The following is a 14438-nucleotide window of genomic DNA, read 5'->3' as shown; positions in this document are numbered from 1 at the left end:
AGGCAAAGTAATTGCGCAAGGTAGTACGGACCGAGGATCACCATCGGAATTCCTTACCCCGAACTGGAATTCCACGTGTTCGACGCGCTGGCGAACGAATCCCTCCCAGGCAAGAACGTCAGCCGCGTCGACCGTGCCCGGATTCTCGCTACCGCGCGACCGAGCGCATCACTTCAAGCAACCTTTCCGCAGAGGAGGCCCAAGTGAAGTGTTTGGCTTGAACCCGGGCTGATTCCACCAGTTCCGCCCGCACTGCACCGTCTTCCAAGCCGTCGATCGCGGCAGCGAAGCCGTCCGGCGAGTCGGGCTGGAAGAACCGGGCGTGGCCACCGGTGACCTCGCGAAAGATCGTCAGGTCGCTGCACACGACCGGAGTGCCCACGTTCATCGCCTCGATGATCGGAAGCCCGAAACCCTCGTCCTTCGAGGCGGTTACCAGCGCGAACGCCCTCGACAGCAGTTCGTGGTAGTCCCCGTCGCTGATTCCGCGCCAGAAGATGACGTCCGCGCCGGGCGGAATCCGCCGCACCAGCTCGGCTTCCCGCGCCGGCGCGACCCGACTGACCAGGTGCAACCGATAACCAGGAAGGGAAGCCATGCCATCGATCAGTGTTTCCACGTTCTTGTACGGCATGAACGAACCCATGTACACGAGTTCCCGAGGGCCACCGGCACCGTTCCGGGCATCCTCGCCCGCAGCACGCTCCACTGCACCTTCGCCGCGACCGGAGTCGACCGAATCCTTCACACTGACCGAAGAGTCCAGTTCGGACGGTGCATTGTGGACGACGGTAATGGGTCTACGCGTGAGCCGATAGCTCCTCATCAGCGTGCGGGTCGTTTCGCTGACCGTCACCACGGCGTCGGCCCGGTTGAGCAGAACCCGCTGCGGCCAGTACGCCTTATGGTAGAGACGCCACACGACCTGGACCGGCAACGGCAGGAAGCCGGGTGGCTGCGGGTGCCGGTAGTAGATCAGGTCGTGCAGCGTGAGGATCAGCTTGTACCGTCGCGAGAAACCGCCGATCACCTGCATCGGGCTGAAAACAACGTCCGCCCCCAGCTTGTTCAGCGTGCGCGAGACCCACAGCTCGCGCGGAGAGAACGGGCTGTTGATCTTCACGTGCGGAACCCCGTCCGGCAGCAGGTCGAGCTGCCGGACGTCATGGATCAACATCGTCACTGGATGGAGTTGGTGCAATGCCTCGATGAGGTTCGCCCCGTAGCGACTGATCCCGTCGTGGGTGTCGGTCCGCGTCCAACGCGCGTCGATGAACACGTTCATCCGACGCCCCTCGGACGACCCGCCGATGCTCCCCGATGCCTGTGTGCCAGCCGCCCCCGCAGTAGCAGCCGCGCCCCCAGTGGCCGCCGAGTCTCCCCCGGTGGCCGTGGAGCCCTCGCCGGCTGCGGAATCGGCAGCACGCACCGAGTCGGAACCGCCCGCAGAGCCCCCAGCACCCACGTCGTTCCCGCCGTTCGCCCAGCGCCCGCTTACCTCCTCGTGCCCGATAGTCGTGCAGTCCCCGCTGCTCACCCCGTGCCCACCGCCGGGTGCATGCCCGCCGGATGCCCCGTACGCGCTGTTCGCCGAGTGCCCAGCGCTCGCCGAGTCACCGAAGCTCGCGCCCCCGTTGTCCGCGGAGCCCGCAGTGTTCTCGGCAGCGTCCGCAGGGTTCTCGCGGCCACCGACATCCCCGGAGGATGCAGCGCTGCCAGCGCCGGTCGCCGGTGTGCCACCAGCGGCCTCGGCACATCCGTGTTCTGAGGCCCGCAAAGTGCCCGCAGCGTCCGGGACACCGCCAGGGGCGTGGACACCGGCCGACTGCGGGGTACGGGCTACGGCCTCCGCGTCCTTGGTGTCCACGCCCTTGGCGTCCACGGGTTTTCTCGTCTCTGGGCTGTTCATGATGCTGCGAGGAACCGCTTGATCTGGTTCGCGGCGGCCACGGGCGTCTCGTAGTGCACGAGGTGGCCTACGTCGGGGAGCACCACCAGTTCGGCGTCGTCGAGGCGCTTGGCGAGGACGCGCTGGCCGGGCAGCGGTGCGATCTCGTCGGACTCGCCTGCGATGAGCAGGGTCGGCATGGTCAGTGCGTCCACGTACTCCATGACCGTGTTGTTCACCGAGGCGAGGAAGGTCTCGTTGAGCAGCGCGGGGCTGTGGAAGCGGCTGAAGTGCCGGAGGTGGTTCTGGTCTATGAACCGGCGGAGCTGCCTGTCCTTGGTGCGGGTCATGGTCCGGCTCGCGGCGAGGACGATCCACTTGTTGGACAGCAGCGAGTTGCCCATGCGCGGCGGGAGCGCCTTGCCCAGGGAGTAGTAGGCGGAGGTGAGCCCGGACAGCACCACCCTCGGGCCGTTCAGGGCCAGGCTCGAGATCGGGTTGACCAGCACCAGCCGCCGCACCAGCTCAGGAGCGGAGGAGGCGACATGCGCGGCGACGATGGAGCCGAAGGAGTGACCGAGCAGGGTCACCGGGCGGTCACCCAGCAGCTTGATCAGCTGAATCATCGCGCTCGCGTAGCCCTCGACGTCGTGCCGGTGGCCGGACATCGGCCCCGAGGCGCCGAACCCCGGCAGGTCGGGGACGACGACCCGGTGCTCGTCGAGTCCGTCGGCGATCAGTTCGAGGCCGTGGTGCGTGCCGCGCAGTCCGTGCACCATCAGCACGGTCTCCACGGCATCGCGTCCGCCGACGTCGGCCGCTGCAGCATCGCTGACGACGACGCGACCGCGTGCATCGGCCGCGGCATTGGCGTCGGCGCCGGCCACGAGACCGCCGCCAACAGCCTCGGCGGGGCCAGCGACATCGGCGGCGCCAGCGACAACGGTGGCGGCATTGGTATCAGCGCCGCCAGCGGCTTCGGGGCGGCCAACGGCATCCCCACCAACAGCGACATCAGCGCCGCCAACGGCATCCGCACGGCCAACCGCATCGGCGCCGGCAACGACATCCGCACGGTCAGCGGCAGCGGCATCGACACCGATGCCAGCAGCAGCGCGATCATCGGCCTCGATCGCACCGGCGTTGCCGCTGCCGTCGGCTTCGGTGGCGCCGGGGCGACCACCGTCTTCGGCGGCTCGCGCCTCGCCGAGTTCGTCGCGGTGGATCCAGTAGTGCAGGTCGGATCCGTTGATCTCCGCTACGCGCTCCACCGGTTCGGTTCGGGTACTGGGCATGGCGGTGGCTCAGCTCGCCAGCTCGGCGTGGAGCTCTTCGAGTTCCAGGACCTCGTCGGGGTTGGTGACGTGCCGGTAGATCGACTCGAACCGGCCGAGCACCGCGTTGATGTCGTGCTTGGACACCAGTCGCTCGCTGGCCGCGCCCATCCGGTCGATGGTCGCGCGGTCGCTGATGATCTCGTCGATCGCCGCGGCCAGGGCGTGCACGTCGTGCGGCGGGAACAGTTTGCCGTTCTTGCCGGACTCGACCAGGTGCGGCAGGGCCATGGCGTCGGCCAGCACGACCGGGGTGGCCGCCGACATCGCCTCCATCGTCGCCAGGCTCTGCAGCTCGGCGATGCTGGGCATGCAGAACACGTCGGCGCGGGCGTAGGCGTCGAGCAGCTCGTCATCGCTGACGAACCCGGCGAAGTGCACCCGGTCGCCGATGCCGAGCTCGTGGGCGAGCTGCTCGTAGGCGGCGCGCTTGCTGCCGTCGCCGACGATCTCCAGCCGCGTGGCGGCCTCGGTGCGCAGCAACGACATCGCCCGCAGCAGGTCGTCGATGTGCTTCTCCTCGTCGAGCCTGCCGACGAACAGCACGGTCCGCGTCTTGGGGTCGGGGTTGTTCTTGCGGAACAGCCGCGCCCGGCGGCGGTATCGTTCCACGTCCATGCCGCAGGACACCGGGATGGCCCGGTGGTCGAAGCCGTTGTCCTGCAGCAGCTGCACCGCGCGCGGCGTCGGCGCGGTCACCATCTGGGCCTTGCTGTAGTGCTTGATCAGGTTGCGCCACAGGATGCGGGAGGCGACGGGCTGCAGCAGCCCGGGGATCTTGAGGTAGCCGAAGATGTTCTCCGGCATGAAGTGGTTGGTCGCGACCAGGCCGATGCCGCGCTTGCGGGCGGCGTTGATCAGGGCGCGGCAGATGTAGAAGTGCGACTGGACGTGCACGACGTCGGGCTGGATCTCGGCCAGCAGCTCGTCGGCGGCGGCGAACGCCTGCCACGGCGTGTTGATGCGGAACGTCGGGTGCACGGGCGTGGCGTAGGAGCCGACGCGGTGCACGGTGACGCCGTCCTCGACGCGCGTGCTGGACCGGCGGTCCATCGCGTGGCAGATCACGTGCACGTCGTGTCCGAGGCGCGCAAGGCCCGTCGCGAGCCGGTGGCCGAAGTTGGCGGCCCCGTTCACGTCTGGGGGGTACAGAACCGCACCGATCACGATCCGGAGCGGACGCCTGCTGGACGGTTGCGAAGTCAAGGAGTACTCCCGTCAGGACGATCTGTCGAACTCGGTCCGGCAAGATCACTGCTGCCGGTCACAGGTGTGGGTACGCGCCGCTCGCGGTTCTCCGGGTGGAAGCGGGCCAGCGCGAAGACCCCGGCGCAGGCCACGGCGGCGCACACGACCTCGCCGATGGCCGTCCACGTGTCCACCCGGTCGGCCTCCCCGAGGAGCCCGATGCCCAGCCCGACGGCCACGATCGGGTCGATCACCGTGAGGCAGGCCACGATCAGGTCGGGAGGACCGCTGGCATAACCGTGCTGCAGCAGCCAGGCACCGACGATCATCGCGATGCCGATCCCGAACAGCGGCCACAGGTTGAGCGACAGCAGGTCGGTGGTGCCGAGCTGCTGCACCACCGCGCGCGTGAGCAGCGAGACGTACCCGTACGCGACCGCGCATCCCGCGGCGAACAGCACGCACCGGAGCTTCGACCTGCTCATCATCGCGAAGACGCCGAGGGCGAGAACCCCGCCGCCGACGAGCTGGGTGGCGAGCACCTGGTCGTCGGGCGCGACCGGCGTCGGGGTCGCGCTACCGGCCGCGAGCACCACGAAAGCACCGACGCCGACAGTGCTCGCGACGACCGCGAACACCATGGCCGGCTTGAGGTCGCGGACGCGGATGCCGCGCTCGCGGACGTTGAGCAGCACCGTGATCGGCAACGCGATGACACCGATCGGCTGCACCACGGTCAACGGCGCCAGACCGAGCGCGCACGCGTGCAGCACCGCACCGGCGCCGAGCGCGAGCAGCCCGAGCAGCCAGCGGACGTTCTTCAGCAGCCGCAGCTGGCTGCGCAGACCCAGACCGCTGTCGCCGATCGTGTCGTGCACCGCCCCGTGCTGCGTGCGAGCGCCCACCGCGTAGCCGACGGCCCCCAGCGCGGCGAGCACCACCGCCAACGTGGTCATCGCGGACCACGCCCCACGAGGTCGGTCGAATGCTCGGTCAAGACGGCGTCAGTCCTCTTCCCCAGACAACAGATCGGTTCGCCGATCGCCCACACTAGTGCGAGTACCACGACACGCCCCCCATCCGAACACTTCCGCGACTCCCGGCGCACGGGCCGATCGGCCCCACTCGGCAGGACCGGTGCGCCCCACCGGTGCCGTCCCTGCACGCCGCTCAATCTCGCGTCTCATCGGATCGCCCACATCCGGGGTACTACCCCAGTTTCTCCCTGAGACTCCCCAGGCTCGCACCCCCGCGACCCCGAACGGCCTCAGGGTCGCCGGCGAACATGCCGCACCGAGCGGCAGATCATCCGGCCTGGCTGTTACCCATCGTGCACGCCTCGTCATGGTCATCCCACCCATACGGGTAACCCGCACCGCGTCCCTGACACCTCCCCGGCGATGGACGCGGGACAAGCGCGGAGCGCAATCTCGTGCGCTGCGGAAAACATCGGGCCGGGAATGGTCCGACGAATAAGCACACCTCGAACCGGTGAACGATTGTCGACCGCACGTCGAATCAGCGGGAAAGAACAGATCCCGAAACCGATTGGAAATCGTTACTCCGGCCGGCGTCCGGGGCACGGCGCCCACACCTCCCGCGCATCGTCGCGCGCCGTCCGCCGGATCCACGTGGTCGACTGTAGAACAACGGCGCTGAGGGGATTGCCAGCAACACTTCCCGGCGCGGCCACGACCGGCCGGACAACCATGATCGACGGCTCCGCAATCCTCCCGACGGCTCGAAAAAACGGCATCCCACCACGTTAATCACCGCAATGAAGATCAACTGCGCGGATCGGCGCAACGGTGATCCAACCGACATCTTCGAAAGGTCACATCGGCGAGATCCGTTCGCTCACCGAACCAACAACATCACGACCGGTGATCACGCGGATCGGCAGCGCGATCAACCCGAGTGAACCGCGGTCGGCATCGCGGCGGATGTGATCGGCGGCGCGTACTGCCTTCCGGACGTTCCCGCCATCCGGATCAACCCTCTAGTGCACCCGACCGGGTGAGACGATGAGGCGATGGCCGTGGATCCCGATGCCGCCACCTCCTCCGGCTCACCGTCGGAGGCCGACAAGTCGCGCGCGGTCAAGAACGCGGTGGTGGCGGTTGCCCTGGCCGTGGCGGTGCTCACCGCGCTGGTGGCCACCGCATACGTCGGCACAGGCGCGATCCCCGGCCTCCCGCTGCCCGAACCCGACGTCCGGTTCGGGCTGCCAGCGCTGCGGGTGCTGCTCGACCTGGCCGCGGTCGGCACCATCGGCCTGAGCCTGCTGCCCAAGCTGCTCGGCTCGGCCCGGCCGAAGCAGGTGGAGCCGGTCCTGAGCCGCACGCGACGCGTCTCGGTCATCACGGCTCTGGCGTGGATGTGCTTCGCACTGGCCTCGTTGCTGCTCCAGGTGCGTGAACTCGCCCCGGGCAGCGCGCTGACCACCACCGCCGTCGTCGACTACGTCGTCAGCGTCCCGGCCGGGCTGGGACTGGTCGTCAGCGCGGGAGCCGCCCTGGTCTCGGCGGCGCTGGGACTCGCGGCGCTGACTTACGGCGAGACGATCCCCGCCGAGTTGCGCACGGTCGTGGCGCTGCTCGGCGTGCTCCCGATGCCGCTGACCGGGCACGCGACGGACTGGGAGTACCACCAGTTCAGCATGCTCTCGATCGAGCTGCACGTGGTCGCTGCCGCGTTGTGGGCGGGCGGGCTCGCCGCCCTGCTGTTCTTCGTCGCGCCGCGGCGCGGACTGCTCGCGGTGGCCCTGCCGCGCTTCTCGAAGCTGGCGACGGCCGCGCTCGCGACTGTCGCGGTCACCGGGGCGTTCAACGGGCTGATGCAGCTGGCCATCACTCCCGGCGTCGGACTCGCGGGCCTGCTGACCACCGGATACGGGCAGCTCGTGCTGCTGAAGACGGCCTGCCTCGTCGCCGTGGCTCTGCTCGGGGCGCAGGTGCGATTCCGCCTGCTGCCCCGCGTCGAGCGGCACCAGAACAGCGCCCTGCTCACCTGGGCGGCAGCGGAGATCGTCGTCATGGCCGTGGCTTACGGCCTCGGCGCCGTCCTGGCCCGCTCCCCGGTCGCCTGACGAACCAGGTGGCGGCGGCCTGGCGAAGCCGGGAGGCCTGTGGCCTGGCGAAGCCAGGAGCGGCGACCCGCCAGGCCCGTGGCCGGGCGAAGCCAGGAGAAATCGGCGTTGCGCTGCGGGTCGCCGCGCGATCGCGGTGACGTGGTGCAGGCCGCTGGTGGCGATGGTCCTCGCGTAGGAGGCCTGTGGCCGGGCGAAGCCAGGAGGCCGGTGGACTGGGGAATCCGTGACCGGTGGCCTGGTGAAGCCGGAGACCAGCGGCCTTTGGCCAATCCGGGGCCGTTGGCCTGGCGAAGCGGTGAGCGTTGCCCCGGGTCAGCCCGGGGCAACTGGCCTGGCGAACTCCGTGGCCGATGGCCTGCTCAAGCCGGAAGCCGACGGCCTGGCCAGTCCGTGGCCGGTGGGCTGGCGAACGCCGTGACCTGGCGAAGCCGGAGACCGGCGGCCGGCCAACCCGTGGTCCGGCCGGTTCGTGGCCAACGGCCTGACCTACCCCATGACCTGGCGAACCCGGTACCGGTGGCCGAGCGGACCGGTCGTCGGACGGTCCCCTTCTGAGCTGCCGAGGTCGGCGATCTGCTTCCGCCCGCTGACCTGCTCCGCGCGGGGCGGGAGACTCGCGTGGTTCGACCGCCCTCGGCCTTCGTGCTGGCGGTTCGGCCCGGCGTGCGTGACCCCGTGGCCGACCCGTCTCACCTGCGCGCCCGCGGGCGCCGCGCCGTCGTCCGGTGGTCGGAGCCGGCGCGACGCCGCGACCCCGCCCGCCGCGGCCGGCGCCGCGGCTCCGGACCGGAGCGGGCAGCCGCGGCACGGGCGCTGCGCTGGTGGTCGGGCGCGGCCGCTGGCCCCGACCGGGTCAGCGCGGGATGCGCAGGACCTGTCCCACGTAGATGAGGTTCGGGTCCGCGATGCCGTTGACCCTCGCGATCTCCCGCCAGTCGACGCCGAGGCGGGCGCCGATCCCCGAGAGGGTGTCGCCGGGCTGCACGACGTAGGTCTCGGCCGGCGGCGGACCCGGCGGGGGCGGCGGCGGAGCGCCCGCTCCGGTGAGCACCGGCAGGTCGACCATCGAGACGTTGAGGTCGGTGTTGCCCGCGATGCCCGGGACCTGGCCGTCCGACGCGTGCTGGTGCATCACCACGCGGTCGGTGAGGTAGCCGGGCTCGCCCGGCGGGCGGCCGTAGTGCGCCACCCACAGGAACACGCCGGGGTCCACCCACGAGTCGGTGCCGAGCTTGCCCGCGAACCACGACGTCGAGGCGTAGACAACGACCTCGTGCCTTCCGGTGTGGCCGCGGATGGCGTCGATGAAGCCCTTCACCCACGCCGCCAGGTCCGGACCGTCGGTCTCGATGTCCAGGCAGGGCGGCAGGTTGCCCGCCGCGCTGGAGTTGAGCCGCCCGAGCTGCGCGGCGAAGTCCGCGGCGTCCTGCTGCGGGGAGTTCGTGTCGGGCCGCGCGAAGTGGTACAGGCCCGTGACCATCCCCGCGCCGCGCGCTCCGGCGAGCTGGGCGTCCAGCGTGGGGCTGACGTAGCCGATGCCTTCCGTCGCCTTGATGTAGGTGAACGCGTACCCGGCGCCGCGGACCGCGCCCCAGTCCGGCTCACCCTGGTATTTCGCAACATCGATACCCGGAATGCGCACCGCCATGCCAACCCCCTGAATTGCTTGCCTTCCCCTGATCAACCTATCGGAGATCCACCATCCGGTCGGCCCGCCGTCCGGGTCAAGATCCCCACCCGATTGGTCGACACAAGCCTGGAATAGGAGTCGAATGGAACGGTGAGCGTTCACCGGTGGGGAGCACCGCGGCGCCATTGGTGACCCTGTTCGGCGTGTTGCGTGCGTGAAATGGGTGATCTTCGAATTCCACGGGGAAAGCAGGGACGCGCATGCAACCCGCGCCCGGGTCGAACGTCTCCATGAACAGGAGAGCGAACATGACGCGCCCGCCGCGGCGGCGGGGATTGGGAGGTGGTCATCGTGGCTCTGCGACCTGTGAACAGCGGACGACCGGGCAGCGCGGCACGGCGGGGGAAGGCGGGCCTCCGCGCGGTCCAGGCGACCGGAGCGGTGTTAGCGGCGGTGCTGCTGAGCAGCTGCGGGCAGCAGAGCGGCGGCATGAGCGTCCCAGCGGTGCAGAACGCGCAGTCGCCCACGCCACCGGCGTCCGCGGCCCCGCCCGCACCGTCGAGCGGCACGGCACCGGCCGCGTCGGCCAGCGGCAAGACCGAACCGCAGGCTCCGCAGCCGAAGCCGCAGGACGCGAGCTCGCAGCGCTGCCACACCTCGATGCTGTCCGGCAGCCTCCAGCCCGGTGAGCCGGGAGCCGGGCAGCGCTACGCCGAGCTGGTGCTGACCAACACCAGCGGCGAGACGTGCAACCTCTACGGGTACGGGGGTCTGCAGCTCATCGGCGCCGACGGTCGTCCGCTGCCCACGGACCTCAAGCGCACGCCGAACCCCGGTCCGACGCTGATCCGGCTCGCGCCTGGCAAGTCCGCCAGCGCCACGCTGCACTGGACCGCGGTGCCGCACGAGGGCGAGCCGACCGACGGGCAGTGCCAGCCGACGCCGGTACGCGCCGAGGTGATCCCGCCCGACGAGACCGAGCCGCTGAGCGTGACGTGGGACCTGGGCGAGGTCTGCGGCTTCGGCTCCATCGACGGCTCGGCATACCACTCCTGACCAGCGCGAACGGAGCTGCTCGGGATTCGGGGTGACGACCGCGCCCCGGCTGCGTCGCCAACGGCGGCGCAGCCGGGCAGCCGGGCAGCCGGGCAGCCGGGCAGCCGGGCAGCCGGGCAGCCGGGACGAGGGTGCTCGTCGTGGCGGGGATCGTCGGGGGAGGCGCTGGGCGGACTGGCCCGCAACGACGGCCGCCAGGCCCGCCCGCCGCCCCGTCCGTCCCGTCACCGCGACGCTCACCTGCGGCTACGACCCGAGCCACCGGCATCCGGTGAAATGCTGGCCGCGAAGCCCCGTTCTGTGCTGGGGTGAGGCCATGGTCGAGCCGACAGCACGAGAAGTCACCGTCCCCAGCGGCAGCCTCGCGGTCCGGACCTGGTCCGCGGCCGCCCCGAGGTGGATCGCGCTGCTGGCCCACGGATACGGCGAGCACTCCGGGCGCTACCAGTGGGTCGCGCAGCAGTTGGTGGGCGCCGGGGCTTTCGTCTGCGCTCCCGACCACGTCGGGCACGGCAACTCGCCCGGCGAACGCGTCCTGTTCTCCGACGCCGACGACGTCGTGGCCGACCTGGACGCGGTGCGGCGCGAGATCTCCGCCGAGCACCCCGGGCTGCCCGTAGTCCTCATCGGACACTCGCTCGGCGGGATGCTCGCCACCCGCTACGCCCAACTGCACCAGGACGAGCTGGCGGCGGTGGTCCTCTCCGCGCCCGTGCTGGGCACCTGGCACGCGCTGGACCTGCTGGAGGCCGAGGAGATCCCCGAGACGCCGATCGACCCGGCGACGCTCTCCCGCGACCCGCAGGTCGGCCGCGACTACGCGGACGACCCGCTGGTCTGGCACGGCGCGTTCAAGCGGACGACGCTCGCCGCGATCGACGAGTGCCTGACCCGGATCAACGAAGGTGTGACGCTGCGGGTACCCGCGCTGTGGATCCACGGCGAGGACGACGAGCTGGTCCCCGAGGCCGACACCCGCACCGGGATCGACCGGATCCGCGGCTACTCGTTCCACGAGCACATCTACCCGGGCGGGCGGCACGAGCTGTTCAACGAGACGAACAAGGCCGAGGTGATGGGTGACGTGCTCACCTTCGTCGGCCGCGAGCTGAACACCTGATCAGTCGAACGCGCTCGCTGTTATCACTGGATTCGATCACTGATCAGTGATGTCGGATGCGATCCGTCAGCAGAACCAGCGATCACTTGCGTCACCCGCGCGGGTGGTGATTACCGCGTACCCGGTTGCAGGCCGCTGACCTCGGATGCAGCGTGAGATCAGCGGCGCACGGCGTGTCGGGTGCACCGGAGCGGTTCCGGCGACGCGTGCGCGCGAGATCTCGAGGGGGTTGGCGATGGACGTCGAACGCGCGCAGGACCTGATCGGCACGGCGGTATACGACCGCAGCGGCGTGAAGATCGGCCGGGTCGGCAACGTGTACGTGCACGACTCCACTCACCAGCCCGAGTGGGTGACCGTCCGATGTGGCTTCCTGGGCACCCGGGAGACGTTCGTACCGCTGAACGGGGCGTCGACCCAGGAGGACAGGATCGACGTCAGCGTGTCCAAGGACATGGTCAAGTTCGCCCCTCGCGTGGCGGCCGAACACGGCCACCTCTCCGACGCGGAGGGGCGCGACCTCTACAGCCACTACGGCATCAGCGAGCTGCCCGGCGTGGAGACCACGGGCACGCCCGGAGCCGGTCAAACCGGCACGACCGGACGCCACCGCAGGCACGACGGCTGAACGTTGCCGGAACCGCGCGAGCGCCTGAGCGGAGCGGACCTCGCGCGGGCGTGCCGAGCGAGCACGGGCCGTCGTGAGCGGAGCGGGTGCGCTCTCGTCGTTCGCAAAGCGGCGGCGGGCGCACTTCGCCGTGATCGAGTGTCACGTATTCGGGGTCGCCCGATGAGCGCGGTCTATTGCCGCATGACTCCGCGCAGTGCCGGAAAGTCCTTGCTGATTTCCGTTTCGCAGCGGTCCCACGACGTTCGCACGGCACCTTCGGGTCCGGTGCCGCATTGATCTCGAACCGAATATGTGCGGTGCGCGGGAAATGCAGACGTGCGAAATGGCGGATGGTCGCCGACCTGGGTTCGGACCGCGCTTGACGAAGCGCGGACGTGCTCGTGGAGCGCCACGAGATAAGCGGCCCCTCGCCCGCTCGCCGAGCCCGCAGGAGAGCGCCCGGACACAGCACGTGGCGGTGCGGCCGTCCACGCCGTGGGCGACGGCCCCGCCCGCTCCAGCCACACGTGCCCGGACCGCTGCTCCGAGAGATCGCCGGGTCGACAGGCGCTGTCCGGCACGTGGACCAGCGCTCCCGGACCCGCCCGAGCCGTTCGAGGCCCGAGCTGCGCCCGGCCGCGCCGCCGCCCACCGTCGTTGTCGCGGGGACGGGACCGGAGTGATGTTCACCTGTTCAACGCTTCGCACCCGCACGGGTATGGGGAACAATGCGTCCCGCGATGTCTGAAAACACCGAGCTGGAGCTCCTCATCACCGTCGTGGCCGGCGCCGAGGACGAGCGCGCCGCGCGCGACGCCTGCCGCGGGCTCGTGCGGCGCCTCGACGGGCGGATCGTGGAGTCCGGCGACTGCTCCGACGAGGAACCCGGCTGCTGGTCGGTGACCATCAGCTGCACCGGCGCGGCTTCCGGCACCGGGCCGGGCGCGCTGTCGCGCGCGGTCCGGACGTTCCTGCGCGAACTCGGTCCGGACTACGGCCGCCACCGGGTCTCCTGCGAGCCGCCGACCGCCTGGACCGTGGTGGACAACCCCGAGCTGGTCGGCGATCTCGTCGCCGGCGGCGAGCGGATGCTGGTCGAGGCGTGGACGGGTGGTTCCGCCGCTTTCGACTCCTTCGACCCGCTCGACGACCCCGACGAGCCGATGCCCGAACCGGACCCGGGACCGAGCGAGCTGGACGAGCACGGCAGGCGGCGGCCCCGGCTCGCGCTGCTGGTCGACGTCGTCACCGAGCGCCGGGCGGGCGCGGAGTGGCCCGCGCGGGCGCTGGCGAGCAGACTCTCGCGCAACGCGGTCGTCGTCGACTGGGCCGAACGCCCGCCGATGGTGCGCATCGAGCTGGACCTCGGCCCCGCGGTCGGGGAGCCGCCGGAGATCGTGACCAACGCGATCGCCCAGCTCGGCGGCAGCGGCTGGTCGCGGCTGCGGGTGGACGGCCCCCGCGCGATGGCCCGTTGGTCGGCCGCCCCCACTCCGCCATCCGGTATAGCGGCGATCGAGCTGTCGGCCGCCGCGGACGCCGCGAATGCCGACTGACTCCACAATGGACATGTAGAAACATGCTCATATATCTGGGAAGTCGCTGACCCCGGTTACGACTTCCCGGCGACCTGCCTGCGCATCTTCCCGGCCGGGGCGCTAACTTGTGCAACGGTAAACATTTCCTTCTCCCCCATCCCTTGCACCGGAGGATCGCTAGAACCATGGCAGGCGTGGAAGAGGTTCGCGCGGGTATCGCCCTGGCCAGCCAGAAGGCGTCGGAGAGCATCGCCGCCCTGCAACAGGCCACCCTCGCGCTCGAGGAGGCGCAGCAGGCGCTGGCGAACGCGACGCAGGGCAGCAGCCAGGAGGAGATCCAGCACGCGACCGGCATGCTGGCCGAGGCCGCGCACAGCCTGACCGGTGTGCAGGGCACGATCAACGCGAGCATCTCCTCCGCCGAGGGCTACGCGGGGCGGCTGTAGCTCGTGTCCGCACTCGGTGAACTCATCGCGGCGCTGAACGAGGTCGAGGACCGCCTGGAGCTGGCGCAGGGCCAGCTCGCCCGCGGCCGCCGGTCGCTGGGCGAAGCCCACGAGGCGCTGGCCCGGCTCGACCCGGAGCACCCGGAGACGGTGGTGCCTCCCGGACTGCGCCGGGCCGACGACCAGATCGAGCGCACGCAGGGCCTGGTCGACCACACCCTCGACGCGCTGCGCGGCTTCGTCACCCGGCTCTAGGCGCGGAACCGCCCGCGGCGGCACGCGGTTGGCGTCGAAACAGCGGCTGCATGCGCGGGCCCAGCGTTCGGACACCGCCCGCTGCCGACGCGGCGGACGTGATCGCGCCTGGTGGCGGGCGCCGTGATCGTGCCTGGTGGCGGGCGCACCACGTCGCGGACGTCGGCGCCCTCCCGGAGCCGTCCGGAGGCCGAAAGCGGTCCGGTGGCGGGAAATCCGCCCTCCCGTACTGCGGGACGCGGGCGTCCGGACCGCGGACGCGACTGCTGCTCGCCCAGCCGG

General features: G+C 70.5%; 12 protein-coding genes. 7 read left to right on the top strand and 5 right to left on the bottom strand.

The window, feature by feature from the left end; all coding sequences use genetic code 11:
• Positions 1–148: 148 nt before the first annotated feature.
• The 4 genes from SACE_RS03345 to SACE_RS03325 all read right to left on the bottom strand — a co-directional run bounded on the left by SACE_RS03345 (position 149) and on the right by SACE_RS03325 (position 5366).
• The gene (locus SACE_RS03345; protein WP_009951159.1) at positions 149–1285 is read right to left on the bottom strand and encodes a glycosyltransferase family 4 protein; all 1137 of its coding nucleotides are present in this window, start codon (positions 1283–1285) and stop codon (positions 149–151) included.
• Positions 1286–1905: 620 nt separating this feature from the next.
• Positions 1906–3183, bottom strand: a complete 1278-nt coding sequence (locus SACE_RS38990; protein WP_081468425.1) for an alpha/beta fold hydrolase — start codon at positions 3181–3183, stop codon at positions 1906–1908.
• A gap of 9 nt (positions 3184–3192) precedes the next feature.
• On the bottom strand, positions 3193–4359 hold the full coding sequence (locus SACE_RS03330) for a glycosyltransferase (protein WP_011873126.1): 1167 nt from the start codon (positions 4357–4359) through the stop codon (positions 3193–3195).
• 65 nt (positions 4360–4424) lie between these two features.
• Entirely contained in the window at positions 4425–5366 is a 942-nt protein-coding gene (locus SACE_RS03325) for a DMT family protein (protein WP_009951164.1), read from the bottom strand.
• 1076 nt (positions 5367–6442) lie between these two features.
• On the opposite strand from SACE_RS03325, the gene SACE_RS03320 reads away from it, so the two are divergent.
• The gene (locus tag SACE_RS03320) at positions 6443–7498 is read left to right on the top strand and encodes a copper resistance D family protein (protein WP_009951165.1); all 1056 of its coding nucleotides are present in this window, start codon (positions 6443–6445) and stop codon (positions 7496–7498) included.
• 856 nt (positions 7499–8354) lie between these two features.
• On the opposite strand, the gene SACE_RS03315 is transcribed toward SACE_RS03320, so the two are convergent.
• Complete coding sequence (locus SACE_RS03315; RefSeq protein WP_009950626.1) at positions 8355–9149, bottom strand: GH25 family lysozyme; 795 nt, start codon at positions 9147–9149, stop codon at positions 8355–8357.
• A gap of 333 nt (positions 9150–9482) precedes the next feature.
• Between SACE_RS03315 and SACE_RS03310 the strand changes: the two genes are divergently transcribed.
• From SACE_RS03310 to SACE_RS03285, 6 genes are all read left to right on the top strand, one after another.
• Positions 9483–10187: a DUF4232 domain-containing protein gene (locus SACE_RS03310; protein ID WP_231849914.1), complete on the top strand. Its 705-nt coding sequence runs from the start codon at positions 9483–9485 to the stop codon at positions 10185–10187.
• A 316-nt stretch (positions 10188–10503) separates the two neighbouring features.
• Positions 10504–11307 (top strand): alpha/beta fold hydrolase, encoded by an 804-nt coding sequence (locus SACE_RS03305; protein ID WP_009950628.1) that lies wholly within the window; start codon positions 10504–10506, stop codon positions 11305–11307.
• Between the two features lie 235 nt (positions 11308–11542).
• Complete coding sequence (locus SACE_RS03300) at positions 11543–11935, top strand: PRC-barrel domain-containing protein (protein WP_009950629.1); 393 nt, start codon at positions 11543–11545, stop codon at positions 11933–11935.
• Between the two features lie 722 nt (positions 11936–12657).
• Positions 12658–13473 (top strand): hypothetical protein, encoded by an 816-nt coding sequence (locus tag SACE_RS03295; protein WP_009950631.1) that lies wholly within the window; start codon positions 12658–12660, stop codon positions 13471–13473.
• A 167-nt stretch (positions 13474–13640) separates the two neighbouring features.
• Positions 13641–13901: a hypothetical protein gene (locus tag SACE_RS03290; protein WP_011873122.1), complete on the top strand. Its 261-nt coding sequence runs from the start codon at positions 13641–13643 to the stop codon at positions 13899–13901.
• A gap of 3 nt (positions 13902–13904) precedes the next feature.
• The gene (locus SACE_RS03285) at positions 13905–14156 is read left to right on the top strand and encodes a hypothetical protein (protein ID WP_009950634.1); all 252 of its coding nucleotides are present in this window, start codon (positions 13905–13907) and stop codon (positions 14154–14156) included.
• Positions 14157–14438: the final 282 nt, after the last annotated feature.

The organism is Saccharopolyspora erythraea NRRL 2338 (assembly GCF_000062885.1).
Taxonomy (GTDB): Bacteria; Actinomycetota; Actinomycetes; order Mycobacteriales; family Pseudonocardiaceae; genus Saccharopolyspora_D; species Saccharopolyspora_D erythraea.
This window is presented reverse-complemented; position numbering and strand designations above follow the sequence as displayed.